The organism is Bacillus sp. FSL R5-0659, from assembly GCF_038008785.1.
Classification (GTDB): Bacteria; Bacillota; Bacilli; order Bacillales; family Bacillaceae; genus Bacillus; species Bacillus safensis.
In genome coordinates, this window is the sequence record NZ_JBBOZU010000001.1 from 3,195,917 (window position 1) to 3,220,830 (window position 24,914).

The 24,914-nt window shown below is 39.4% G+C and carries 18 protein-coding genes; 5 read left to right on the forward strand and 13 right to left on the reverse strand.

Annotated elements, in window-relative coordinates:
- Positions 1-7: 7 nt before the first annotated feature.
- Positions 8-2,116 carry a SpoIID/LytB domain-containing protein gene (locus tag NSQ72_RS16625; RefSeq protein ID WP_126682374.1) on the reverse strand — a complete coding sequence of 703 codons (2,109 nt, stop codon included), beginning with the start codon at positions 2,114-2,116 and terminating at the stop codon, positions 8-10.
- 24 nt (positions 2,117-2,140) lie between these two features.
- Positions 2,141-2,464: a hypothetical protein gene (locus NSQ72_RS16630; protein WP_039181853.1), complete on the reverse strand. Its 324-nt coding sequence runs from the start codon at positions 2,462-2,464 to the stop codon at positions 2,141-2,143.
- A 182-nt stretch (positions 2,465-2,646) separates the two neighbouring features.
- Between NSQ72_RS16630 and tagU the strand changes: the two genes are divergently transcribed.
- Positions 2,647-3,567, forward strand: coding sequence for a polyisoprenyl-teichoic acid--peptidoglycan teichoic acid transferase TagU (gene tagU, locus NSQ72_RS16635; protein WP_041087989.1), 921 nt, complete (start codon positions 2,647-2,649; stop codon positions 3,565-3,567).
- Between the two features lie 32 nt (positions 3,568-3,599).
- Here tagU and wecB read toward each other — a convergent pair whose 3' ends face one another.
- Positions 3,600-4,739 carry a non-hydrolyzing UDP-N-acetylglucosamine 2-epimerase gene (gene wecB, locus NSQ72_RS16640; protein ID WP_228280134.1) on the reverse strand — a complete coding sequence of 380 codons (1,140 nt, stop codon included), beginning with the start codon at positions 4,737-4,739 and terminating at the stop codon, positions 3,600-3,602.
- Between the two features lie 269 nt (positions 4,740-5,008).
- Between wecB and galU the strand changes: the two genes are divergently transcribed.
- Complete coding sequence (gene galU, locus NSQ72_RS16645) at positions 5,009-5,890, forward strand: UTP--glucose-1-phosphate uridylyltransferase GalU (protein ID WP_008343198.1); 882 nt, start codon at positions 5,009-5,011, stop codon at positions 5,888-5,890.
- Positions 5,891-5,916: 26 nt separating this feature from the next.
- Here the strand turns inward: galU and tagH are convergent, their stop codons facing one another.
- On the reverse strand, positions 5,917-7,518 hold the full coding sequence (tagH, locus tag NSQ72_RS16650; protein WP_144489995.1) for a teichoic acids export ABC transporter ATP-binding subunit TagH: 1,602 nt from the start codon (positions 7,516-7,518) through the stop codon (positions 5,917-5,919).
- 19 nt (positions 7,519-7,537) lie between these two features.
- Positions 7,538-8,365, reverse strand: a complete 828-nt coding sequence (locus NSQ72_RS16655) for an ABC transporter permease (RefSeq protein WP_034281130.1) — start codon at positions 8,363-8,365, stop codon at positions 7,538-7,540.
- Positions 8,366-8,657: 292 nt separating this feature from the next.
- On the opposite strand from NSQ72_RS16655, the gene NSQ72_RS16660 reads away from it, so the two are divergent.
- The gene (locus tag NSQ72_RS16660) at positions 8,658-11,195 is read left to right on the forward strand and encodes a glycosyltransferase (protein ID WP_144489993.1); all 2,538 of its coding nucleotides are present in this window, start codon (positions 8,658-8,660) and stop codon (positions 11,193-11,195) included.
- Between the two features lie 108 nt (positions 11,196-11,303).
- Here the strand turns inward: NSQ72_RS16660 and NSQ72_RS16665 are convergent, their stop codons facing one another.
- From NSQ72_RS16665 to tagD, 3 genes are all read right to left on the reverse strand, one after another.
- Positions 11,304-13,583 (reverse strand): CDP-glycerol glycerophosphotransferase family protein, encoded by a 2,280-nt coding sequence (locus NSQ72_RS16665; RefSeq protein ID WP_144489991.1) that lies wholly within the window; start codon positions 13,581-13,583, stop codon positions 11,304-11,306.
- A gap of 43 nt (positions 13,584-13,626) precedes the next feature.
- A complete protein-coding gene (locus NSQ72_RS16670; protein WP_341084705.1) occupies positions 13,627-15,093 on the reverse strand; it encodes an alpha-glucosyltransferase N-terminal domain-containing protein in 1,467 nt (488 codons plus the stop codon).
- A gap of 95 nt (positions 15,094-15,188) precedes the next feature.
- Positions 15,189-15,578, reverse strand: a complete 390-nt coding sequence (gene tagD, locus NSQ72_RS16675; RefSeq protein ID WP_034281137.1) for a glycerol-3-phosphate cytidylyltransferase — start codon at positions 15,576-15,578, stop codon at positions 15,189-15,191.
- Between the two features lie 368 nt (positions 15,579-15,946).
- Between tagD and NSQ72_RS16680 the strand changes: the two genes are divergently transcribed.
- Together NSQ72_RS16680 and NSQ72_RS16685 are read left to right on the forward strand one after the other, a co-directional pair.
- Positions 15,947-16,717, forward strand: a complete 771-nt coding sequence (locus tag NSQ72_RS16680) for a WecB/TagA/CpsF family glycosyltransferase (RefSeq protein ID WP_039181899.1) — start codon at positions 15,947-15,949, stop codon at positions 16,715-16,717.
- Positions 16,718-16,728: 11 nt separating this feature from the next.
- Positions 16,729-17,919 (forward strand): CDP-glycerol glycerophosphotransferase family protein, encoded by a 1,191-nt coding sequence (locus NSQ72_RS16685; protein WP_281733646.1) that lies wholly within the window; start codon positions 16,729-16,731, stop codon positions 17,917-17,919.
- A 17-nt stretch (positions 17,920-17,936) separates the two neighbouring features.
- On the opposite strand, the gene NSQ72_RS16690 is transcribed toward NSQ72_RS16685, so the two are convergent.
- From NSQ72_RS16690 to NSQ72_RS16710, 5 genes are all read right to left on the reverse strand, one after another.
- Positions 17,937-20,567, reverse strand: a complete 2,631-nt coding sequence (locus NSQ72_RS16690; protein WP_151284865.1) for a glucosaminidase domain-containing protein — start codon at positions 20,565-20,567, stop codon at positions 17,937-17,939.
- Positions 20,568-20,691: 124 nt separating this feature from the next.
- Entirely contained in the window at positions 20,692-21,642 is a 951-nt protein-coding gene (gene manA, locus NSQ72_RS16695) for a mannose-6-phosphate isomerase, class I (RefSeq protein WP_058837516.1), read from the reverse strand.
- Positions 21,643-21,789: 147 nt separating this feature from the next.
- Entirely contained in the window at positions 21,790-22,611 is an 822-nt protein-coding gene (locus tag NSQ72_RS16700) for a carbohydrate ABC transporter permease (RefSeq protein WP_041087976.1), read from the reverse strand.
- Entirely contained in the window at positions 22,608-23,579 is a 972-nt protein-coding gene (locus tag NSQ72_RS16705) for a carbohydrate ABC transporter permease (RefSeq protein WP_180272448.1), read from the reverse strand. The genes NSQ72_RS16700 and NSQ72_RS16705 overlap by 4 nt, the downstream gene beginning before the upstream one ends.
- 55 nt (positions 23,580-23,634) lie before the next feature.
- On the reverse strand, positions 23,635-24,900 hold the full coding sequence (locus NSQ72_RS16710; protein WP_144491548.1) for an ABC transporter substrate-binding protein: 1,266 nt from the start codon (positions 24,898-24,900) through the stop codon (positions 23,635-23,637).
- Positions 24,901-24,914 lie beyond the last annotated feature (14 nt).

Here is a 24,914-nt window from a genome sequence, read left to right on the forward strand (position 1 = left end):
TTACCCTTTAATAGTTTGTTAGTTTTGTACCTGGATAGTAGAACGAGAGTATGGAAGAATATGAGTTTCCAGATTCAGCTCTCGCTTTGGCTCCGTATTGGCTCATACCAATGCCGTGGCCATATCCTTTTCCTGAAATCGTGAAGTCATTTGTGTTGTTTTTGACTGACGCAAACGTGCTTTTCACTTTTGTTGCGCCCATGACTGATCGAAACTCGGTCATCTTCATACTTGCCGTTGTGCTTTTGTTCACCGAATATGTGCCTGTTTTGTTTTTCAGATGGTATGTCAGTTTGATCGATACCGTCTTCGCACGCTGGCCTTTTGTTTTCCCTGAGAACGTCAGGCTTGAGATGGATGCGATTTTCATATCAGATGCAGCAGTTTCTTTGTTTTTAAGCAGCCATGATTTCAGGCCAGCAAGGTCAGCTGCATTTGTCTCTTTTGCCTTAGACCATTGAGATGCTGCTGTGCTAGCAGTCAATGTCGTGCTCAGTTGTTTTTTAGAGAGTTTCAGTGTCCATGGATTGACTGGATCTTTTGGATCCTTTTTGGCCACTAAGTATGGCAGTGCATTTCCCCATACTTCTTCACTTGCCTCTGTATAACCGCCATTGCTAGAGTAATAGGTTGCTGAAATGAGTTGATTGTTGTATTTCAGAACCTTTCCTTTTGTGGCATCGACAGCTTTTGTCGAATTTGTGTACCAGTTATATCCTCCATAGACTTGGAAGGCTGTTGTATCAGGGACGACTTTTCCAATACTTTTCACAGAATACGTTCTAGCGGCAACTGCCTGTGCTTTTAACGCTTCAACATTCCAGCTTGCAGGCATTTCATTAGGCACTACGCCTTTTAGATAGTCTTCAAATGGAATATTTTCGAGAGTCGGCCTGATATACCCTGATTCAATTGCAAAGTTTACGCTGCCTAAATACGGCTTTCCTGCAATTTGAAGGACATTTTTTGTTGAATATTTCTCAGGAACAACTCTTACTGTGCTATACGTTTTTATGCCTTTTAATGAAATTTTTCCGTTAGAAATATTCAATTGGTAGTTTTGATTTTTTTTCAGATAAACTTGTTTGGCTAAGGAATTTTTCAAGCTATCTTTAATCGCACTTGTGCTGCCCGCAAGATGATAAGCATATGTACCTTTTTCCTTCAACAGTGCTTTTAAAGACGCTGTGACAGAATCGGGTTTCACATACACAACGGTACTGTTAGATTTTGCAGCCAATTGCGACAGCGGCATAGCATAAATATAGCTCGAAGCTTTCGCCAAATAAACTTTATCTGCATTAATATTTAATTTCTTTATAATATTCACAGATAATTCATAGCGATTGGCACCGCTGATTCTTGTCACCTGTGAGGTTTTTTTGATTTGATTTTCAACTTTTTGTCCAGTACTTTTCGTACTGCCGATGATGATCACTTTACTTGGCATTCTATAAGACGGAATGGAATCTTTTTTTGTTAACAGGATAGGGTATCCCTTTCTCGATGCATAGGATGCAATGGCAATCCCATTCATAAATGAGTTCCCGCCGACAACGACAGCTTGCTTATAGTTACCCATTTCTTTAGCGATTTTTTGGGAGATTTCAAACTTGTCTTTTCCACTAATACGTCTGACTTTGCCATACTTTTTAATAGATTTCTCAGCAGCTGTTGAAATGCTTTTCGTATTTCCGACAATCAGAATGTTATCCGGCTTCATTTTCTTCAGCTGGTTTTCTGTTGTTTTCGTCAGTTTTTCAATATTCGTATACAAAATAGGTGCGCCCAATTTGTATGCTAACGGTGATACAGAAATAGCATGATCAAATGCATCACGACTGACAATGACAACAGTTGAAGGATTTTTCCAGCCAGCAGATGCAATGCTATTGGCTACTTCATAGCGATTTTTGCCGTCATATCTTTTCGTCACAGCAACATTTGATCCTGATAGCTTGTATTCCCCAGTTGTTGAGATATCCATGCTTGTTTTGTTTCCGATATAATTAGACAATTTCACTGAAATTGCCGAGCTTGCCATGGCAGACTGAAAGGGTGCGACTAGTAGAGTCAGTATCATGAGAACGATTAGTGTAACGCCTGTTTTCTTCAATTTTGTTCATCCCGCCCATCTTTTTTACTTCTGTTTTTCAATCTTCTGGATTTCCTTTTGACCACTGTCATTAATAAAGTAAGAGATTTCTACTGTGTCTCCTGGTTTAAATTCATTTAACACATCTTTAAAATTATCCGTAAATTCATAACTTAAGGTTGTATTCACTTTTTTCACTTCGACTGTATGTGCATCAGCCATTCCAATAAATTCAGCTTTCTCTTCCAGCACCTGAGGAGTTGAACTGCTTGTCTTGTTTTCTCCTGTGGACTGCTCAGCCGTTCCACATGCAGTGAGCACGATACCTAGTAGCAGTATTAAGAACGGTAAAACGACGATTTTCTTCATTTTTTTCACCTCATGTCTTTGTATCGTCTTATAACTTATTATTTTAAGGTAAATTTAAGGTTTTTTGAAACCTTTTTTTTGTTACAACGTCTATATCTAGGTTCAGAGTAAAAAAATAACTTGTTTATCAAGATTCGTAAACCTATAATCATGGAAGAATCATAGAAAAGGTGAGGGACATTATGAGAGCTGAAAGAAAAAGAAAGAAGAAAAAGGTTCTTTGGATTGTTTTATCGATTATTGGCTTATTCGTATTAGCAACTGGCGGATACGCATATCATCTTTGGAACACAGCAGCATCGACCGTCGCAGGCATTCAGGAGAATTTAAAGAAGTCAGATAAGCGTGACAAAGATGTCGATTTAAATAAGAAAGACCCGATTTCTATTTTAGTCATGGGTGTCGATGAACGAAAAAATGACCGAGGCCGTGCAGATACATTAATATACATGACAGTAAATCCGAAAACGAAAACGACCGAGATGGTGAGTATCCCGCGTGATACGTATACGAAAATTGTCGGAAAAGGCACAATGGATAAAATCAACCATTCCTACGCATTCGGCGGTACACAAATGGCAGCAGATACTGTAGAGGAACTGCTTGATGTACCTGTTGATTACTTCGTTAAAGTCAATATGGAAAGCTTTAAGGATATTGTCGATACACTTGGCGGCATTACGGTGAACAGCACGTTTGCATTTAGCTATGATGGCCACTCATTTGGTACAGGAGAGATTAACCTGAACGGGGATCAAGCCCTTGCCTATACGAGAATGAGAAAGCAAGATCCAAAAGGTGATTTCGGACGTCAGCAAAGACAGCGCCAAGTTATTGAAGGCATCATTGCAAAAGGTGCCAACATTTCATCTATTACGAAATTCGGCGATATGTTCAAAGTCGTGGAAAATAATATGAAGACAAACATGTCATTTGACGATATGTGGACGATGATGAATGATTATCGTGATGCAAGACAGCATGTGGAGCAGCACGAGTTGAAAGGATCAGGCGCACGTATCAATAACATTTATTACTACCAGCTTGATGACAGCAGTCTGGCTAAAGTGAAGAAGGAATTGAAGGAAAGTCTAGAGCAGTAAAAAGAAGACTACAGAAATGTAGTCTTCTTTTTTTATGATTGAAATGGAACTGGTTTTTCTTCGCTTAATCCAAAACGATGGAGAAGCTCTTCGACAATTCGTTTTGACGCTTGTCCATCACCATATGGATTAGACGCCTTCGACATGTTGTCGTACTCTTTCTGATCGACTAGCAGCTGTTTTGCCATATTGTAGATGGTCTCTTCATCTGTACCCGCGAGCTTAAGCGTACCAGCTTTCACACCTTCAGGGCGTTCTGTTGTATCGCGCAGCACTAGTACTGGCTTCCCTAGAGAAGGCGCCTCCTCTTGTACACCGCCAGAATCCGTTAATATAAAGTGTGAGGCAGCAGCGAAGTTATGGAAATCAACAACTTCAAGCGGCTCAATTAAGTGCACACGATCAAGATCACTGAATTCTGTCTGAGCCGCATCACGAACAGCAGGGTTTAAATGTACAGGATATACAACCTGAACATCTTCAAACTCTTCTACAATACGTCTAATCGCTCTAAACATGTTTTTCATCGGCTGGCCGAGATTTTCTCTGCGATGAGCCGTTAACAAAATCATTTTATCTGTTCCTATTTTCTCTAAAATAGGGTGTTGATACTGCTCTGTAACCGTTGTTTGCAATGCATCAATCGCTGTATTCCCCGTCACACAAATCGTCTCTTCTTTTTTATTTTCAATTAAAAGATTCTGTTTCGCCTCATTTGTTGGAGCAAAATGAATATCGGCAATCGTGCCTGTCATTTGTCGGTTCAATTCCTCAGGGAACGGCGAGTATTTATTGTGTGTTCTTAAACCCGCTTCAACGTGACCGACAGAAATTTGGTGGTAGAATGCGGCCAAGCTTCCTGCAAAGGTTGTAGTGGTGTCTCCATGAACAAGGACAATATCAGGCTTTTCCTCTTGGAATAATTGATCTAGTTTCAAAAGTGCATTTGATGTGATTTCAGATAATGTCTGGCGTTCTTTCATAATATTTAAATCATGATCTGGTTGAATGTTAAAGGCTTTCAACACTTGATCAAGCATTTGCCGATGCTGTGCAGTCACAGTGACTGAGGATTTGATTTGCGGATGTCTTTTTAGCTCAAGGACAAGGGGTGCCATTTTAATCGCTTCAGGCCTCGTCCCGAATACAGTCATTACATGTAATGTTTTCAATAGTCGATGCCTCTTTCCTTCTCATTTATCATAAGTGTATTATACAAAAGAATAGAAACGAATCCTAATCATTCTATTTTCAATTTTTACATCGCCTTTACTCTTTTCAACATAAAAATTTACACAAACTCTTTACAATAGATATTGAATCAGATCATGCATTTATCGTAAATCATTTGTCATTTCTATCATTTGTAAGTTACACTTTATGAAAGATGAAAAATGAAGTCAAATCATTTTTTCTATATGTAAGGAAGGTGCAAAGTTCATTGAAAAAAGTACGTAAAGCCATTATACCAGCTGCAGGTCTCGGAACACGTTTCCTCCCTGCAACAAAAGCAATGCCTAAAGAAATGCTTCCAATCGTTGATAAACCTACCATTCAATATATTATTGAAGAAGCTGTTGAATCAGGAATCGAAGACATTATTATCGTCACTGGAAAAGGGAAAAGAGCCATTGAGGATCATTTTGATTTTGCACCAGAGTTAGAGCGCAATCTTGAGGAAAAGGGAAAGAGTGAGCTTTTAGAGAAAGTGAGAAAATCCTCTAACATTGCTGACATCCATTACATACGTCAAAAAGAGCCAAAAGGACTCGGTCACGCCGTTTGGTGCGCACGTAACTTTATCGGTGATGAGCCTTTTGCTGTTTTATTAGGTGATGACATTGTTCAAGCCGAAACACCTGGGCTTCGCCAGCTGATGGATGAATACGAAAAAACCCTTTCATCTGTCATCGGGGTTCAGCAGGTAGCAGACAGCGATACGCATCGCTACGGGATCATCGACCCTCTAACACAAGAAGGGCGCCGCTATCAAGTCAAAAACTTTGTTGAAAAGCCGCCGCAAGGAACAGCACCATCGAACCTAGCCATCTTAGGGCGCTATATTTTCACACCAGAGATCTTTATGTACCTCGATCAGCAAGAAATTGGTGCAGGCGGAGAAATTCAGCTGACAGATGCCATTCAAAAGCTGAATGACATCCAGCGCGTATTTGCCTATGATTTCGAAGGGAAACGATACGATGTCGGCGAGAAGCAAGGCTTCATTGAAACAACGCTTGAGTTTGCTCTTCAGGATGAAGAATTAAAAAAGAAACTCATTCCATTTATGAAACAGCTTCTCGAAAAAGAAGAAGTGAACTAAAAAAGCTGCCGACATCGGCAGCTTTTTTAATTCATGACTGAAATAGTCAGTGTATGCTGTTCATTATCAATGACAAACAGATTGTTTTCGCCCTTCACTGCGAATTTCGTTTGTTTCTCATTCATCCAGACATTCTGTTCTGTCAGCCCAAGTGTGGAAGGAGAGATCGGCATAATCTCGCGAAACACAATGGTGTTTGCCTGACCATTTTGAATGACATAGTCAGTTTTCTCTGTGGTCAATCGTTCAATCGTATCTCCTTGATCACTTTTGATCGAGCTCAGCGTCTGCATTCTTTGCTTTAGCACAGATTCTTCTTTTCCAAGGAAAGAAAGTAGATACTCATATGAACCTGCTGATGCAGGCGATACATATGAATTAAACTGTCCTGGTCCAATGGATAATGACTTTAAATCCTCTGCATTTTGAAGGGCATCAGGTTTAACAAAATACGTTTCTGATGCTGTTTTAATTTGAACGGTTTTTTTATTTTCAGCCACAGCCTGTACTGCTTGTCCAAATGGCAAAGTGACATCAGCCTTTTTTTTCATGGCTTGGTCTTTGTAAACCTTGAGTGGGTCAGCCGTGACAATCATCTGTTGATCCACCTTTTTCATATCGGGCGCCCCCTTCGTCTGCGGGTTCTTTGACTGAGGCGCTTCTGCCTTATCTGATGAAATTGCACCAAATGTCGCAAGTGTACGAAGCGGGCGATCCGAAAACATTGATAAGGCAAGCAAAATCGTTAAGGCCGCTAAAACTGTCACTTGAAATGCGGGTCCGAACAATGAGCGCCGTTTTCCGTTCTCTTGATAACGAGACACCTTTTCTGTCTTTTGTACGCCTTTTCTGCCTTCCTTATGTTCCATTTGATATTTTTGTTTCTCTTTCTTGGAAAGCTTGTTAAACCAATCAACAAACTCCTTATACTCTTTCACGACCTTTTTCGTATCATCAAACATACGAAGTTCACCATAATGCATCCAAGCCACCCGATCACAAATTTTTTGGATTTGGCTAATAGAATGACTGACAAAAAAGATCGTCTTTCCTTGTTCTTTGAATTCTGTAATGCGGTCCACACATTTTTGATAGAAGGTTTGGTCTCCAACAGACAGTGCTTCATCAATAATAAGGATATCTGGATCGATATGTGCTGAAATGGCAAAACCAAGACGGGATTTCATTCCGCTTGAATAGCTCTTTACAGGCTGGTCAATAAAGTCACCAATATCCGCAAACTCTACGATTTTTTCATAAAGTTCGTCTATCTCTTTATTCGTCAGTCCCATCATTAAGCACTTTAAACGAATGTTGTCTTTTCCGCTTAATTGGTTGTTCAGCCCTGCTGCAATGGCAATTAGCGATGGCTGGCCGTCCATATCAATTTCACCACTTGTCGGTGGAATGATTTTCGCTAGAAGGTTCGACATTGTCGATTTCCCAGATCCGTTAATCCCCACAAAACCAATGGTCTCGCCTTCATATACATCAAAGGACACATCACGAACAGCAAAGAAACCTTTTTCATTTTTATTAGGTAAAAACAGTCCTTTAATCTTATCCGACTGTTTTTTATATAGGACGTATTGCTTGGATACGTTTCGAAACGAAACCTTTAGTTTCATCGTATAATCTCCTTACTTTTTAAAGAAAATCGACAAATTTATCCCTAAATTTCATATGAAGCAATGAACCGACTGTTAAAAGAAGAAGCGTAATCAGCCAAAAATAAAGTGTGTATTTGACATCATGGAAGAACCATTCTCCCTTTAACAAACTATTTCTAAAACCATCAATAATGTAGAAAAGAGGATTCAATCTTAATATGTCCCCAATCCACGCTTTGTCTCCAGTGAGCTTTTCTGAGATATTCCAAAAAATCGGCAGCAAAAAGAAAAGTAATCTTGTCACAGATTGTAAAAGAAATTGATAGTCTCTCACGAGTACACTAATCGTGGAATTAAACAAACTAAACGAAAACATAAACGCGATCATACAAATAAGATAGTATATATATTGCAGCCAATGCGCGTCAGGGTATATGCCATAGGAAATCAGCACAATCAGATAGACACCCATCATAACAAAGTAGCTGAACAAGTTGGACATAATCACCACAGAAGGCAGCGCACTAATCGGAAAATTCATTTTCGATACCATATTAATGCGTTTAAACACACTGTTTGATCCATCAAGAATCGTCGGACTAATGAAGAACCAAGGGATTAAACCGGCAAGCATCCAGATGATAAATGGAACCTCCATGTCTCCAATGGCAATTGGCTGTCCTCCGCGAATACCCATACCGAAAACAAACCAGTATGCCAGCATCTGCATTAATGGATTTAAAAACTGCCATAAAACACCCAAATAATTCATCTGATATTTTGATTTTGTTTCATAAACAGCAAGTCGCATAATCAGCGGAAGTGAGCTGATCTGCTCTCTTAATATTGTAAACAATGCGTTCATTCTAATCTTCCTTAGATATTAGTTTTTGGGATTGCCTCTTTAAAAAAATCACCGCTCATAATTGTAACAGATGTTGAGAAATATTTCACTTTTCAAATCGAATGAGTATATTAAATAGTAGGGAAATTTGATCAAAACAAACACTGGTATATTCAGCTATTCTAGGTTACTAATTACCTTATTATATCATTGCTTTATAATTGCCATTAGAATATAATTATCAGGATAATTGCATTTCCAAAATAAATATCATTTTCCTATTATATATATTACATGAAGGGGCTTAACATTAATGAGAATCAAGCAATTCAAAAAAATCGTTACAAGAAAGATTAAATTTATTTTAGATCCACTAATTGAATTTTCCAGAGATTCGCGACTTCGTATTAGAAGTAAATACACCTCCTATTTAGAGAAAAACCCAGTAAGAAGTAATTATATTCTATATGAAGCTTATCATGGCAAAAGTATTTCTGGAAATTGTTATGCAATTTTTCTAGGCTTGATGAAAGATAGTACTTTTAAAGATTTACATCATGTTTGGGTCATTAATGATTTTAATGATCCAATGATTGCAGAATTAAAGCAGAAAACTTCTAATATTTCCTTTGTTAAAGTTGATAGTAACGAATATCTAAAATATTTAGCAACTTCTAAATATTTAGTTAATGATACGTCATTTCCTTTTTATTTTATTAAAAGAGACGAGCAAGTTTATATTAATACATGGCATGGAACTCCTTTAAAAACTTTAGGGAAGGATCTTAATAAAAGATCAATGTCTGGTCATAAAAATATCCAAAGAAATTTGCTTCATTGTGATTACCTTATTAGCCCGAATACTTTTACGTATGAAAAGTTACTAAAATCAAATGATGTATTTGGGATATTTGCCGGGAAAATTGCAAATATCGGTTATCCTAGAGTAGATTTAACATTAAACACTAGCAGTGAAAATGTGAAAGAAAGATTAGACTTACCTTTTAATAAAAAAATTGTACTTTATGCTCCAACATGGAGAGGAACAATAGGTGCCGAAGAGGATACTTGCTATACATTGCATAGTGAAGTTGTAAAAATTCAGCAGGCGCTTGGTGATGATTACTTAGTACTTTTAAAATCCCATTACTTTTCTTATAAATTTTTTAAACAGAGCGGTCTTGAACATCTTTGTGTTCCAAACTGGATTGATACAAATGAACTTTTATCGGCTATAGACATTTTAATTACAGATTATTCAAGTATCTTTTTCGATTTCCTACCTTTAAAAAGACCTGTCTTTTTCTATATGCCTGACTTACGTGAATATGAATCAGAGAGAGGTTTTTATATAGATATAACCAAACTTCCAGGACCTATCTGTGAAAGTATAGTTGATTTAATTGACAGCCTAGGCCAACTAAACAGTTTAAATAACTTCAATAAACAATTTGAAAGTCAATACAATGAGTTTTTAGATGAATACTGCTCTTATGATGACGGAAATGCTACTGATCGACTCATTGACATAATATTCAAAGGGAAAAATCAAGATGAATTAATCAAGGTTGAAAGCAATAAACAAAAATTACTTTTTTATTGTGGGGGCTTCTACAATAATGGTATAACCGTTTCAGCGACTAATTTATTTGATCAGATTGATTACAACAAATATGAAGTTGTCGTCATTGATAACTCAAATTATCATAAGGATAAATGGATGAACATACAAAAGCTTCATCCTAATGTTCATATTATTTATAGACCAGGTTTTGTTAATAGAACATTAATAGAAACATATAAACAGAATCTAATTTTCCGCCGTGGTATATACAATAACAAAATGTTAAAATACACTCCAGTAAACTCATACAAAAGAGAATTAAAGAGGATTATTGGTAATACGAAGTTTGATGTGGGAATAGACTTTGGAGGATATAACAAATTTTGGACCCTTCTCTTAGCATTCGGAGATTTTAAAGTCAAAAGTATTTTCCTACATGCTGACATGATGAAAGAGTATAACAAGAAAGTGAACCACAAATATAAACATCGCGGTAACCTAAAAGTAATTTTCTCACTGTACAAGTTCTTCGATAGAATTGTTTCAGTTGCCGAATCGACTAACATAGAAAATCACTTGAATTTAAGCCCTTATATTCCTAATGCTTTAGAGAAAATGGTTTTTGTTAATAATGTAATCTCGCCTAACAAAGTACTTCAAATGAAAGAAAATAAAGAGATTATAGAATTTAATAATGAGAGATATTTAATTACTTATCAAAATGATAAAAACGAATCCATCGGTCTTAATTTATCCGGGATACCACTTCCAAATAAGGAGTATATCAACTTTATAACAATAGGAAGATTATCTCCTGAAAAAGGGCAAAAGAAATTAATTTCTGCTTTTTCACAATTACACAAACAATACCCAAAAGCTGTATTGTATATAGTGGGTGAAGGGCCTTTAAAAAGAGAATTAAAAGATCACACAAAAAAATTACATCTAGAACATTGCGTGTTTTTTGTTGGACAACTCGAAAATCCATTTTCTTTACTAGATGAATGTGATTGTTTTGTCTTATCATCAGATTATGAAGGACAAGGTTTGGTTCTCATGGAAGCAATGATTCTAAAAAAACCAATTATAGCTACCGATGTAACTGGAGTACATTCCGTCTTAGAGGGTGGATACGGATTATTAGTTGATAATAATGAAACTGCGCTATTTAATGGTATGTCTGATTTTATCCAGAATAGTATGGAACAAAAATCCTTTGATTATGAAAAATATAATAGCGAGGCGCTAGACCTCTTCTACAAAAATGTCTGTACAAAAACTAATTAACCACTTATATACAGAATAAATTATATGTATTTAAAAACACCTTTGGATAATGGTCAAGTATTGAACTTGATACCTTCCAAAGGTGTTTTTCTATCTATAAGAAAACAATTAAAAGCGTTCCGAATTAAAAACTACTTCAACCACCCGCTTCGATGACTCTCCGCTCTCTAAGTAACAGAATTTCTCATAAAACGGTGCAAATGATTCTGGTAGTGTAAAGGTCGGCTGTTCTGTTTCTCTTATCCAGTCAATAACACTTGCTGTCTCTTTCACAAGCGGTCCAGGTGCTTCTTGTTCAAAGTCGAAGTAGAAGCCTCTGAGCTTGTCACGATAGGTTTCAATGTCTGGCACATAGAACAGCATCGGACGTTTAAGGTTTGCATAATCAAAGAACACAGATGAGTAATCTGTGATAAGCAGATCTGAAATCATATAAAGGTCTCTAATGTCTTCGTAATGAGAGAAGTCATAGGCAAAGCCTTCATATGGTCCTAAATCAAAGTTTTCAGCAACTAGATAGTGCATACGCAGAATGATAATATATTCATCTCCGATAGCAGCTCTCAGCTCATGCAGATCAAGGTCTAAATCAAATTTGTACTGCCCTTTTTTATAAAATTGATCGTCTCTCCATGTCGGTGCGTATAAGATCAATTTTTTATCGAGCGGCAGGTTCATTTTTTGTTTCAGTGCTCTCATCGTTTCTTCATTGTTTTGATTGTGAAGGAAGTCATTTCTCGGATATCCTGACTCAATCATGGTCTTTTGAAATTGGAACGCACGTGTAAAGATTTCAGTCGAGTAGGCATTAGGAGAGATGAGATAATCCCAATTCGATGCTTCTTTCGTGAAATTCTTTTTGTATTTCTTCGTATTTGTTCCAGGCATATGCACCTCGTCCATGTCCATTGCCAGTCGTTTTAACGGAGTACCATGCCAAGTCTGCAAGTATGTTGTGTGATCTGGCTTTGGAACCCATAGCGGCAGACGGCTGTTTACGACCCAGTACTCGGCTCTTGCCATCGCAAAAATCCATTTCAATGACAGACGATTGATATAATAGATGCCTTTTTCCTTAAACGGTGCTTCATGACCCTTTTTAACGCTCCAGATCAGCGTATATTCAGGGTGATTTTCTTTCATATACTCATAAATACCACGCGGATTACAACTGAATTGTTTTCCGTTAAAGCTTTCAAAAACAACGGTTTTCTTTTTCACAGACAGCTTACTCGCCAGTTTAAAGGTCGTTTTAAACGTTCTTGTCACAAGGCGGTTACGGACTTTTTTGATTTTACCGATCTTCTTTTTGAATTTCTTCCACTTGCTTTTGACGTAATACTTGGCACGTGTTTTCATGGTGTAGTCATTAATACGGATGCCAAGCGTTTGTCTTTTTTTCTTTCGGTACACTTCATATCGAATCGGTACATCGTTTCGCTTATGAATTTGAACAAGTCCTTTGAGTTTGTTCGAGCGGTCTCCAAGCACTAAAGAAGTGGTTGTTAATGTTTCCTCTACTCCGTTCACATCGCAGATAAATTCAAGATAGAAGCGATATACAAGGCGTCTGTTCAAGGAATAGGTCAATTCCTCTAAAGGAACTTCTGCTAAAAATTGATAAAGCTGTGGTACCTGTTGATCATCACGGTATTCGATCACTTCATCTTTTATATGGGTGATATTGACCGGAAAACGATGTTCAATTGGTTCTTCACCATTTTTCTTCAATAGAAGTTTTGCTTCTTTGATCTCATATGGATGTTCTGCACTTAGAACACCTGCATACCCGGATAAAGATAACATACATCCTTTGTTGAGCTCGATTTGATTGAATTTTACAACCTTTAGCTCACGCTTGATTTTCAAAGAAGCATTCCCTTTGTCTGTGCGGTATGGAATGATATACAGCATGGCGTCTTTATTTTCTAAAAAAGTCAGCTCAGGCTTTTCTACTTCCATTTTCAAACGGCGTTTATAGTTTGACGTTTTCTCTTCAGATTCATTATCTGTATTGATATCTGCTTCTTTTACTTCTTCTTCCTCTTCTTCGGAATCAGAATCATAAGCTGAGTCCTCAAGCTCGTCCTCATCCTCTTCTTGGTTTGTGCTTAAATAGTCCGTGACATACAAGTTATATGTCTGGCCTTGCTCTAACGCAAGCGGCAGCGATGATTCACTCAATACCAATTTGAATAGATTCTCTTCTTGATGAACAAGCGGAAGGAAAAGCTCTTGTTTTGATACTCTTTCCCTCATAAACAAATAAAATTCCCTATCTGTTAATGGCATGTCATCATCGATGCGAATCAGCATTTCTAATTTCTCATGGTGATTTTTTAACCCTTCAACAACACTCTTCTTCTTATGAATTCCCTCTTCAATCATTAATCGTTAATCTCCTCTGTTCAGAAATCTTACCGTTATATGGCTATTTCACTTTCCAAGAATAGTTTCCTTGCTTCGTTTGATATGACCATCCATCGATGGACGATGGTTTATTCGTAAGCAGCTCGCCTTCTATTTCTAGACGCTGCAACACCTCTTGAAGTTCTTCTGTTTTAAAACGAATGTAAAAATCCACAAATTTCGTTTGGTTGATTTCAATGTTTTTCTTTGTTTGAAAATGGCCAATTGGGAAGCTGACTAAAAGGTTTTCATCGATTGTTTGAGAAATGATTTCAGCTCCATTCACTCGATCATATCCTGCAAAATCGATTTGCACATGATTCGCATGACTCATTTCATCTTTTAACTCAAGCTGAAGATGAAGAACGTGGTTCTCAGAGCTCAGATCACGCAAGATCCATTTTGTACAATCCACAATCCTTCTTAGTTCATCTTTACGCTCACGATTTTCGAGCATATGATGAAGTGCTGTATTCCAAACCGACATTTTATCAGAAGGTATCATATAAAAATAGGCTTGTTCTCCTAAAATCTTCTCGACATCTTCTTTATGCTTAGTATCCCCAAAGAACACGGCATCCACTTGCTGTTTTCTTATTTGTTTAAACAATTCTTCATATTGGGGTTTCAGCTGATGCTGCTCTTCCTCATAATGTGAGTCATGCACAAATGCAGCATAATAAGTTGTTTCAAGCTGCTCAATTTTAAACAAGTGGCGGTCTTGATCCCGGTCTTCTGTAATCATCAATTTCAAACGGTCATTTTGTGATTGAATGCTGGATAGCCATAATTGTTTAATATCCGTCTTCTTTGTAAATGTTTGAATTCCTGTTTTTTTATACCAATTAATATGCCGAACTGGATTCTTTTTTACATCTCCATGGTAGAGGAACTCCATATAAATACTGCCATCGTCATTGATCAATTCCTCCAAGTATAGTGCACCTGTATGGGGAACAAAACTTTGTACTCTGCATAAAACGCCCTGCCAATTATATTCTTCCCTTTTCACCAATTGCCGCTCTTCATTATACTGTTCAATATAACAAATGGGAGAAGAAGACCGTTCATATCTCGTCACCTGAATCTTGGATTCTTCTGCTGGAATTACGGCTTCATTGATCGAATGCGATGATTCACCGACAATAAATTCCGAGTAACGTCTTTTACTTCCGCTTTCCGGTAGAATATAGTGTTCATACACATTCAAGATCTCAACCTCAGGAGAAAAAATTTCTTCCATGCGGTGAATACGTTCCTTCATATTTACATCATAATTCAAAGTTAAAATTGCAGTACGTTTATGTGGATCAACTAATGGTTCTATTCTTGCCTTTAAAGACTTCGTTAAGCTCTCATCCTGTTTTGGTACATCGCCCATAATAAAGTAGTAGTCCATATCAGGCATGTCCACTGAGGCCATTGTTTCATGTTGTTCAGGTTGATCAAATGTGTCTTCAACTTTTTTCTTCATCCAATTTTGAAACAAAGGAAGCTCTCCTTCATAATATTGTTGACTTACTCATTGTATTTTACATGAAAAAGTACTTCTTACCAAAAGATAAGAAGTACTTTTTTGATCTATTAAAGTCCAGCAATTTCTTCTTTAATTTGGGTTGTCGAGATGCCTTCGGTTCTCTTCAAGTAAACGACTTCGCAATGTTCTTTTAAGAAATCGAACTTGCCTTCCCAGTCATCTCCCATCACAAACACATCAATATCATGCTCTTGCACATCATGGACTTTTTGATCCCAGCTGTTTTCTGGAATAACTTCGTCTACATAACGAATGGTTTCAAGAATCAGCTTTCTATGCTCGTAACTGTGATAAGCTTTTTTTGATTTTTGTAAATTAAACTCGTCTGTAGAGATGGCCACCACTAAGTAATCTCCAAGCTGCTTTGCACGTTCTAGCAGCTTAATGTGCCCCCAGTGTAATAAATCAAATGTACCGTAAGTAATAACTTTCTTCATTGCAAACATAAACTCCTTTCTTTCATCCTTATTCGTCTGCTTTAGGGCAGTAATGTTTATCCGTAATCCTATTATCATCGATCATTTTCTCGCTCTTCGGAACTTCATTATATCACAACGCCTATAAAAGGTTAAGAAAATGTAAAGACAAACTATTTCCAATTTATTGGGCGCAGGAGGAAAAGTCCGAGGAATCAATGTTTCACAGAGGATCGTCCATTTGAATTGATGAAAATGTCATGAAATTTAAAGGTTTGTAAAGTTATTGTTAATATTTCATGGAGCATCTGTGATAAAATGATGAGTAGGCGAAGAATGAATTTACAATGAACGTTCATAGATAACAAGTTAAAAAGGAGGTCTAAACAATGCAAACAGAAGTGGTCTCTAACCTTTCTTATGTAAACGGCGACTTAGATGAATTTATCAGCTATATGAACCAGCATCATATTTCTCAGAAAAGAGGCGCCATGATTGCAACTGTCAATCCAGAGATAGGCTATGCCGTCATGAAGGATCATGCGTACCATCAAGTCGTCTCATCTGCGGATTATGTACTGCCGGATGGCGTAGGCGTCGTGTTGATGTCTCGCATGACCCAAAGTCCGCTTAAGTCAAGAATTGCCGGCTTTGATGTCTTCATGTCTATGCTTGATCTAGCAAACAAGCAGTCTAAAAGAATCTTTTTATATGGTGCGAAAAAAGAAGTGCTTGAGGCTGTGAAACAGCGAATTGATACGGAATATCCAAATGTGGTCCTTGCCGGAAGCTGTGACGGCTATCAAGCTGATAAACGTTTCGTAGCGAAGCAAATCGCGCGCTCGAAACCTGATATGGTGTTCGTTGCATTAGGTTATCCAAACCAGGAGAACTTTATTTACGAATACCGCCATTTATTCCCGCAGGCTGTTTGCATCGGTTTAGGCGGAAGCTTTGATGTATTTAGCGGAACGGTGAAGCGTGCACCACGCTGGATGATTAAGACAAATACAGAATGGCTGTATAGATTGATTGTGAATCCATGGAGATGGAAACGAATGCTGAATATTCCTAAGTACGCTTTTGCCGTATTGAAGGAAAGCAAAGGGAAAAAACGTTACTATCCTGAGCAGGTAAAGGATCAGACGAAGCAGCTGTAAGAGACTGACAAATGATGAATATACGCTCAATGATGATTTCATGTTACGCAGCTTTTATTTCTTTCATTGGATGGCTGATGAGCGGCGTGAAACCGCGTGAAAACCAGGTGACGCTGCTTGTTTCGTTCCAAGAGAATGCGGCTGCTCTCATTCATACTTATCAACAACAGGCGAACATGACAATGAAGCTTACTGTCCTCTATACGAAGCATGCTTCTGCGATAGAAAAGGACGGGCCTCATCTGTCATTTCGCTATTTTCATGAAAAAAATCCTCTCCATCTCATTCAATGTATGTATACGATGTTTAAAAGCAAGGTTGTCGTGACGGATAATTACTTTCTCATGACGAGTGTGCTTAGAAAACGGCCTTCTACCACCTGTATTCAAGTATGGCATGCCAATGGCGCTTTGAAAAAGTTCGGGCTTGAAGATGCTTCAAATTCTGAACGAAGTCCCCGTGACATCGAGCGCTTCAAACGTGTCTATGCGTCTTTCGACTATATCGTAACAGGCTCAGATCACATGCGTGAGATTTTCAAGACCTCGTTTGGAGCCAATGATGAACGCTTTTTACCAACTGGTGTACCACTGACGGATCTGTACTATGAACAGCATCAGCCTTCCTTAAAGCTGAATGATATCCCAAAAGGGAAAAAGATCCTGCTCTATACACCGACCTATCGAGACTTTGCAATGGACAGTCTTGTCCTGCCTTTTTCAAAAGAGCAATTGCAAACTGAGCTGAATGGCGATTATATTCTGCTCGTCAAGCTTCATCCTGCAGTCAAACATTTAGCGAAAGCAGAAACAGACGGTGAATGGATATTTGATGTGTCCGATCAGCCGCTCTATCCATTGCTTTGTGATTGTGATGTCCTAGTGACAGATTATTCGTCGATTGTGTTTGAATATGCACTGCTCGAAAAGCCTGTCTTGTTCTTCACTTATGACTTAGACACTTATCGGGAGAAACGCGGCTTAGTTGATCGGTATGAAGACATCATTCCTGGAAAGGCTTGCGTCACACAGGACATGCTCTTGCAGGAGCTTTTACACCTAAACGGATCAACCAATAAAGAACGAATCAAAACCTTTGCTGAGGAATGGAACCAATATTCAAAGGGACAATCAAGTCAGCAGCTCCTTTCATTCATTGAACAGCAGCTGCTCTTACAAAAAAAACGTCCGGCTTCTCAATAGGAAGCACGGACGTTTTTTTATTTGTTATACACTGGGATATCGTAATACAGCGTATAGTCATCAAGCAGGTTATACAAACTATACATACGAGTGACTTGCTTAGAAGCCCAGCCAATATCTGTTGCATATTGATGAGTTGCTGTAGCAGACCAGCGCATTTTATAAATCGTATCTTGTTTGTATGTCGCATTATTGATGTAGCTGTTGCCAATGAATTTTGCCCCGCCAATAATCGCAGCCTCTGGTGTGAACCATTGCTGTTCATACGCATACTTTGCACCGAGATAATTCGGATTGCTGTCATATGCACCAATGCCATACATGTTATATACTTTCTTTCCATTAAACATTGTACCATTCGCTAGAATGGAACTTCCGTTACCCGTTTCAAGCAACGCATGAGAAATAAGATAAATTTCGTTGATATGATACGTTTTTGCTGCTGTAATAAAGGCTTGTCCTTTACCAGCAAGAATTCCTTTGCCTGCTAAAATCTTTGTATTGACCTCTGCCGGATTGAGATTCGCAGCTTCAGAGAGTTTCAGAAATTGAAAATAAGATTGCGTGCCTTCTGCAATATTGGCTGGATCGACATATTTTTGCACCTCTGCTGCACTTGCATTTCTCCAGCCGAGGTTGATCCTGATCCAGTTTCCTTCTTTTCCAAGCTGTTTCACTTTTGCTCCTTTATTCAGCTGTGCCACAATGTTGCTTGCAGAGCTCGAATCAGGTGTAGAACGGACATTTAAGCCATCCGTATTCACTGTCGATGTTGCTTGGTCTACATATGATGCATAGACATAGGCCGCACCATCTGTCTGTGGTGACACCTTCATTTGTTTGTTTACCATCTCATTGACAGTGAGGTTGTAGTTCGTTTGCATGACCATTGGGCCATTTTTAATTTTTACGGCTGTGGCAGTCCAGCCATATTGGCTTTTCACAAATGCAATGGCTTCATTTACAGTTGGTAATCCTGTAAATTGCTGCGTAATGTTGATTTTGTAAGTTGGTTTCGTTGTTGTTGTATACGCAGCGGTTTCATTCCGTTTTTTGAAAAATGCCATGCCTTGGTCACGCAGTGCAGCTGTTGAGATGGCACCTGTTTTGATCTGATATTGAGCATAATCGACTGCGCCTGTTTTTTGTGCAGCAGCCTTCATTTTTTGTTTCGTCAAATAGCTGAGTGCTTGATTCAGTTTTGTCTGATTCACTGTCGGCTCTGTCGTGATACGGTATTGCTTGACCACTTCTGTCAGCGTTTTTGTACTGCTGGCAATACCATTTTTCTTGATGATCTCTTGAGCCTGCTTCACTTTAGTTTGTTCATATACAGGTGTTGTCTTAAGACTATATGTTTTGCTGACAGCCTGTCCCTTGCTTGTCTTGATGCTGCTTGTCACCTTCTGCGTTTTTAAGTATGCGGCACCTTTATTCACTTTCGCTTGGTCCACTGCTTGATTGACGACGAGTCGATATGTGCTGTCTGATACCTTGCCTGTTTTTTTTGTTGTTGCAGATACTTTTTTCTTTTGGAAGAAAGCCGCTGCTTTTTTCGCTTGGTCATCTCCTAAAAGATTCCCTGTCACTACTTGATATGGCTGTGTAGAAGAAATCTTTTTGGACGTGTAGCGCCATTTCTTTTTCTTGAAAAAAGCTATCGTTTTTGCGTAAGCTGTATCGTTCAATTGATTGAGCTTTACGATATAATTTTTTGTTTTTCCCACTCGCTGCACAGTACCTGCAGCACCGGTTTGCTTCTTAATTTGAGCCGCAGCTGAAGCTGCTTGTTTGTTGTCTTTGAAATAGCCTGATTCCAAGCTGTAGACATTTTTTAAGGCTCCTGTCTTTTGAATCTTCCCGCTGATTTTTGCTTCTTTTTGCAGCTGAGTAAGGAGTGTCTGTGCTTTCGACTGGTTCGCTTGTGCAGCGGATGTGACGATGTAATACGGCTTACCCGCTGTTACCGTTTGAAGCACTGGTTTTAAACCGGATGCCTTCTGAAAACCTTGCAGAATCGTATTCGCCTTACTTTGTCCAACAATACCGCTTGAAATCAGCTGATATACAGTGCCAGCTTTGTTTTCGGTTTGGTATGTACTGGTGACGCCTGCCTGCTTTTGCAACTCGGTTTGAATATTTTTCACTTTCGTTTCAGAATCAATGGTTCCTGATATGACCTGATAAGAAGGCCTACTTTGATTGATAACTTCATAGGAGCTATTGAGCCCAGATGTTTTTGTTAGCTCAAGTGAGAGCTTTTTCGCCTGATTTTCATCGTTAACTGGGTCAGATACGACCTTTTGTAAAGGAAGGCGGTCACCTACTGGAGACACCGTACCGCTCATGCCCACCTCTTTTTTTAATGCAGCTGCACTTGCACTCGCTGCTGCTTGTGACTCATATCCTGAGGCAGTGAGCTGATAGCTCGACGTATTTCCTGAGGTTTGATAAGTGGCTGTCCACTTTTTGTCCTTCTTCAGTGTTTCCACTGCTTTTTTCACTTCTGCTTCTGTTGTAAATACCTTTGTGGTGTTCATCGTATAAATGGATTGGTCGACATAGGAGGCTGCTTGCGCTTCTTTACCCGTGTGTAATGTCATACCAAAGGCAGCTGCGAGTAACATAATCTTGATGGTTTTTTTCACGTTCCCTGTCCCTCTCTTAACTTTGCATAATAGTCTACTAATCTCTTTATCGACAAAAACAAGTACTCTTTCAAGTCATTTATGCAATAGAAAAATAGAGGACCCTCTTGAAGTCCTCTTTGCCTTATATATGCGACACAATCAGTTCACAAGATCCTTCAATTGAGAAGCTTCCTGTTTCAGCCGGCAGAATAAAATGAGCGCCCTTTGGCAGTGGATATGTGTTTCCGTCATGCTCTAAAGACCCTTCTCCATCAATCACACTGCATAGCAAAAACGGATAATCCTGAGAAAGCTCTACTTTTTGATCAATTTCCCATTTATACACAGAGAAGTATTCTGCTTCAACAAATGTACGAATGGTCACTCCTCGGCGTGTTTCAACTGATTCATCTGCATAACCGTCTACATGAGGAACCGTCGTGACATCAATTGCTTGTGCAAAATGAAGTTCACGTTCGTTGCCATCCTGGTCTTTTCGTTCATAATCATATACGCGATAGGTTGTATCTGAGCTTTGCTGCGTTTCAAGGACAAGCGTTCCTTCGCAAAGTGCATGAATGGTACCGCTTGGCACATAATAAAAATCACCAGGCTTAATTTTCACCCGCCGCAAAAGACCTTCCCAATCTCCGCTATTCATCATGGTGACAAGCTCAGTTCTTGTTCTTGCATTGTGCCCATAGATCATTTCCGCTCCTTCTTTGCAGTCAATGATATACCAGCACTCTGTTTTTCCAAGCTCGCCATTTTCATGTCTTTCCGCATAATCATCATCTGGATGTACTTGAACAGACAAGTCTTGGTTTGCATCTAAAATTTTGGTTAACAGTGGGAAGCGATCGCCTTCTATCCCCCCGAACAATTCTCTATGATTGTCCCAAAGTTCGATCAGCGTTTTCCCTTTATATGGACCGTCTTGCACGACACTTGGTCCGTTTGGATGAGCAGAAATTGCCCAGCATTCTCCCGTTTGATCAGAAGGAATATCGTAGCCAAATTGATCCCTTAAGGCTGTACCTCCCCATATTCTTTCCTTCAATTCAGGCAGTAAAAAAATTGGTGACTGCTTCATTCAGGATGACTCCTCCCTTTGCTACCCTTTGATAATCCTTACCTAGCTTGATGAAAACTAGTAAGTCTCAACTTTTATTATGACGCTATCTAAAGAGAAGTCAATCCTTTCAGTACACCGAATGAAAACGATAACACAAAAATTGTTTTACCCTTTGACAGAGCCTGCAAGAAGCCCTTTGACAAAGTATTTTCCAAGAAGAATATAGACGAGTAGTGTCGGCAGCGCAGCCAATATCGCTCCTGCCATTTGGACGTTCCACTGCACAATTTGACTGCCTGATAGATTTTGCAAGGCAACCATCACCGGCTGATGCTCCGCAGTGGTCATCGTGACTGCAAATAAAAATTCATTCCACACATTTGTGAACTGCCAAATGGCGACCACAACAAACCCTGTGATCGAAAGCGGAAGAATCATATGTCTGAAAATCCCGATAAACCCTGCGCCATCCATTTTCGCCGATTCAATCATTTCATCTGGGATGCTCACATAGAAATTTCGGAACATGAGTGTTGTGATCGGAAGTCCATACACGACATGGACAAGCACAAGCCCTGGAATTGAATTATACAATCCGACTTCACGCAAAAATTGAATAAGTGGAATTAGAATACTTTGATATGGAATAAACATCCCAAAGAGCATCAGCGTAAAGACGACTTCTGATCCTTTGAAACGCCATTTTGATAATACATAGCCATTCATTGCACCTAATACAGCTGACAATAAAGTAGCAGGAATGACTAGATAAAGAGAATTCATTAAATTGGGTGCCAGCTTTTCAAACGCGATTTGATAGCTTGAAAAATCGATTGTGGATGGCAGCGACCACATTCGTTCAAGGGTGACTTCACCTAATGGCTTCAAGCTTGTGACGAGCATGACATAAACTGGCATCAAAAAAAATAGACTGCACAAAATCAATAAAGCATAAAGAACTGGACGGACAAACTGTCTGGCTGTCATGATGAAGCCCCCTTCCGGCTCGACAGGAGGTATGGCACGATAAAGACCGCAACAGAGATCAGCATGACAATCGCAATGGCGGCACCACCTGCATAATGGTTTCCTCTAAAGGTCATTTCAAACATATACACGCCCGGGACATCGGTGACAAAGTTCGCACCCGGTCCTGTCATCGAGTAAATCAAATCGAAAATCTTTAATGAAATATGAGCCATGATGATAACAACACTTGCAGTAATCGGTTTTAAAAGAGGAAAAATGATTTTCCAGTAAATCTGCCACTCCGATGCACCATCCATTCTAGCAGCCTCTCTTACTTCCTCTGGAATTCCTCGCAGACCCGCCAAATACATCGCCAGAGAGAAGCCTGTCATTTGCCAAACAGCTGCAATTACGACGGCAATCATGGCCGCAGGTACACCAAACTCAATTTTCCCCCAGACAAATCCGGCCAAAATGTTCGTATCCGTGTACCATTTAGGTTGGATACCGAGCGTTTTCAAAAATAAATTCACCCCTGTTGACGGGTTTAAAATCCATTGCCATACAACCCCTGTGACAACGAAGGAAAGGGCCATCGGAAAGAAGAATAAATTCCGAAAAAGAGATTCCCCCTTGATCTTCTGATCTAGTAAAATCGCAAGTGCAAGACCAGAGACAATGACAGCCCCAATAAAAAATAGAGTAAAAAAGACCGTGTTTCGAAGATCTGACTGAAAGCGGAAATCTTGAAACAGCATGGCATAATTGCGAAGACCTGCGAAAGAGAAATCAGGAACAAGCGTGGTCCAGTTTGATAATGACACATATCCTGTCCAGCCAATAAAGCCGTAAACAAAGATGAATAATAAAACCGCTGACGGGGCTAAAAAGAGCAGCGCCAGCAGCTGATCTCCATTCCATTTTTTCCGCATACGTTTGACCTTGGGCATAGATGTTTTTGTCATCGGCGATGTGTCCATGCGCATGAAGCTACACTCCTTTTAAAAAAGAGGCGGTGCCTAGCCGCCGCCTCTTTCGTCTTTATTTCATTGCATCTTTTAAAGATGATACAAACTGGCTGCTGTCTTTTTGTGTCACGAAGATATTGACGGCTTGATTCGCTTTCGTCACAAACCCTTCTTCAGCAGCTGAGCCATGAGCAAGAGACGGCGCCAGCTTAGCCTCTTTAAATGCCTTCATCGCCGATTTTCCGTATTCATCATATTTTGATACGTCTGCATCCACACGTGCTGGAATCGATCCTTTTAGCGGATTAAACGCATCCTGTCCTTCCACAGATCCTAAAACAGATAAGAATTTCTTCACGTTTTCTGGCTGTTTCACACCCTTTGGCAGTCCGAATGTATCGGTGATCACCATAAAGCTTCCTTCCGTTCCAGGAGTCGCCGTGTATCCAAAGTCTTGATTCACCTTCAAATCAAGATCATTCACAAAGTACCCCTTCGCCCAGTCACCCATGACATTCATTGCAGCTTCGCCTTTTGCCACGAGCTGTGAGGCATCCTGCCAGTTACGTGAGCTGTGATCATCATTGACGTATTCGAGCATGCGCCCAAAGATGTCTGCCGCTTCCTTCACTTTCGGGTCATCCATTTTCATGTCGCCAGCCCAAAGTTTTTGATAACCATCTGCCCCTAATACACCAAGCAAAACACTTTCAAACAAATGAGTCGCTGCCCAAGGCTCCTTATCTCCAAGCGCAAGTGGCGTGATCCCTTTTTTCTTTAATGCATCTGCTGTTTTGAAAAATTCATCAAATGTCGCTGGCGGCTCTAAGCCTGCATCATCAAATACCTTCTTGTTATACCAAAGCACATTGCCCCTGTGAATGTTCACTGGCACGGAATAGATTTTTCCATCTTTGCTGACAAGATCAATCAGTGATTCTGGAAATTTGTCTTTCCAGCCTTCTTTTTCATATAAATCATCCAGCGGCTCCATTTTGCCTGCCGCGACCCAGCTCTCATTCAGCTCCGCCCCGCCATGCACTTGAAACGTAGCAGGCGGATCATTCCCCTGCATACGGCTAGTCAGAACAGCCTTTGCATTCGTACCAGCACCACCTGCGACAGCTGCATTTTCAATTGGAATATCTTTATTCTTCTCTTCAAACAACTGGATGAGTGCCTTTAGCCCGTCTTCCTCACCCGCTCCTGTCCACCAAGAGAAAATTTCGAGCTTTTCCGTTCCGCCTTCTTTTTTTGCCTCTGAGTTCGTCGATGAACTGCAGGCAGTAACGATCAGCATACAGAGTGCAAGCAGTGTAAAGCCTAATTTGACCTTCATGATTGATCCCCCAT

What these genes read in the sequence shown, in the direction of transcription:
- NSQ72_RS16630 (WP_039181853.1), bottom strand. Translation starts at nt 2,464, where the DNA reads ATGAAGAAAATCGTCGTTTTACCGTTCTTAATACTGCTACTAGGTATC.
- tagU (WP_041087989.1), top strand. Translation starts at nt 2,647, where the DNA reads ATGAGAGCTGAAAGAAAAAGAAAGAAGAAAAAGGTTCTTTGGATTGTT.
- tagH (WP_144489995.1), bottom strand. Translation starts at nt 7,518, where the DNA reads ATGAAACTAAAGGTTTCGTTTCGAAACGTATCCAAGCAATACGTCCTA.
- NSQ72_RS16655 (WP_034281130.1), bottom strand. Translation starts at nt 8,365, where the DNA reads ATGAACGCATTGTTTACAATATTAAGAGAGCAGATCAGCTCACTTCCG.
- NSQ72_RS16660 (WP_144489993.1), top strand. Translation starts at nt 8,658, where the DNA reads ATGAGAATCAAGCAATTCAAAAAAATCGTTACAAGAAAGATTAAATTT.
- NSQ72_RS16665 (WP_144489991.1), bottom strand. Translation starts at nt 13,583, where the DNA reads ATGATTGAAGAGGGAATTCATAAGAAGAAGAGTGTTGTTGAAGGGTTA.
- tagD (WP_034281137.1), bottom strand. Translation starts at nt 15,578, where the DNA reads ATGAAGAAAGTTATTACTTACGGTACATTTGATTTATTACACTGGGGG.
- NSQ72_RS16680 (WP_039181899.1), top strand. Translation starts at nt 15,947, where the DNA reads ATGCAAACAGAAGTGGTCTCTAACCTTTCTTATGTAAACGGCGACTTA.
- NSQ72_RS16685 (WP_281733646.1), top strand. Translation starts at nt 16,729, where the DNA reads ATGATGAATATACGCTCAATGATGATTTCATGTTACGCAGCTTTTATT.
- manA (WP_058837516.1), bottom strand. Translation starts at nt 21,642, where the DNA reads ATGAAGCAGTCACCAATTTTTTTACTGCCTGAATTGAAGGAAAGAATA.
- NSQ72_RS16700 (WP_041087976.1), bottom strand. Translation starts at nt 22,611, where the DNA reads ATGACAGCCAGACAGTTTGTCCGTCCAGTTCTTTATGCTTTATTGATT.
- NSQ72_RS16705 (WP_180272448.1), bottom strand. Translation starts at nt 23,579, where the DNA reads ATGCGCATGGACACATCGCCGATGACAAAAACATCTATGCCCAAGGTC.
- NSQ72_RS16710 (WP_144491548.1), bottom strand. Translation starts at nt 24,900, where the DNA reads ATGAAGGTCAAATTAGGCTTTACACTGCTTGCACTCTGTATGCTGATC.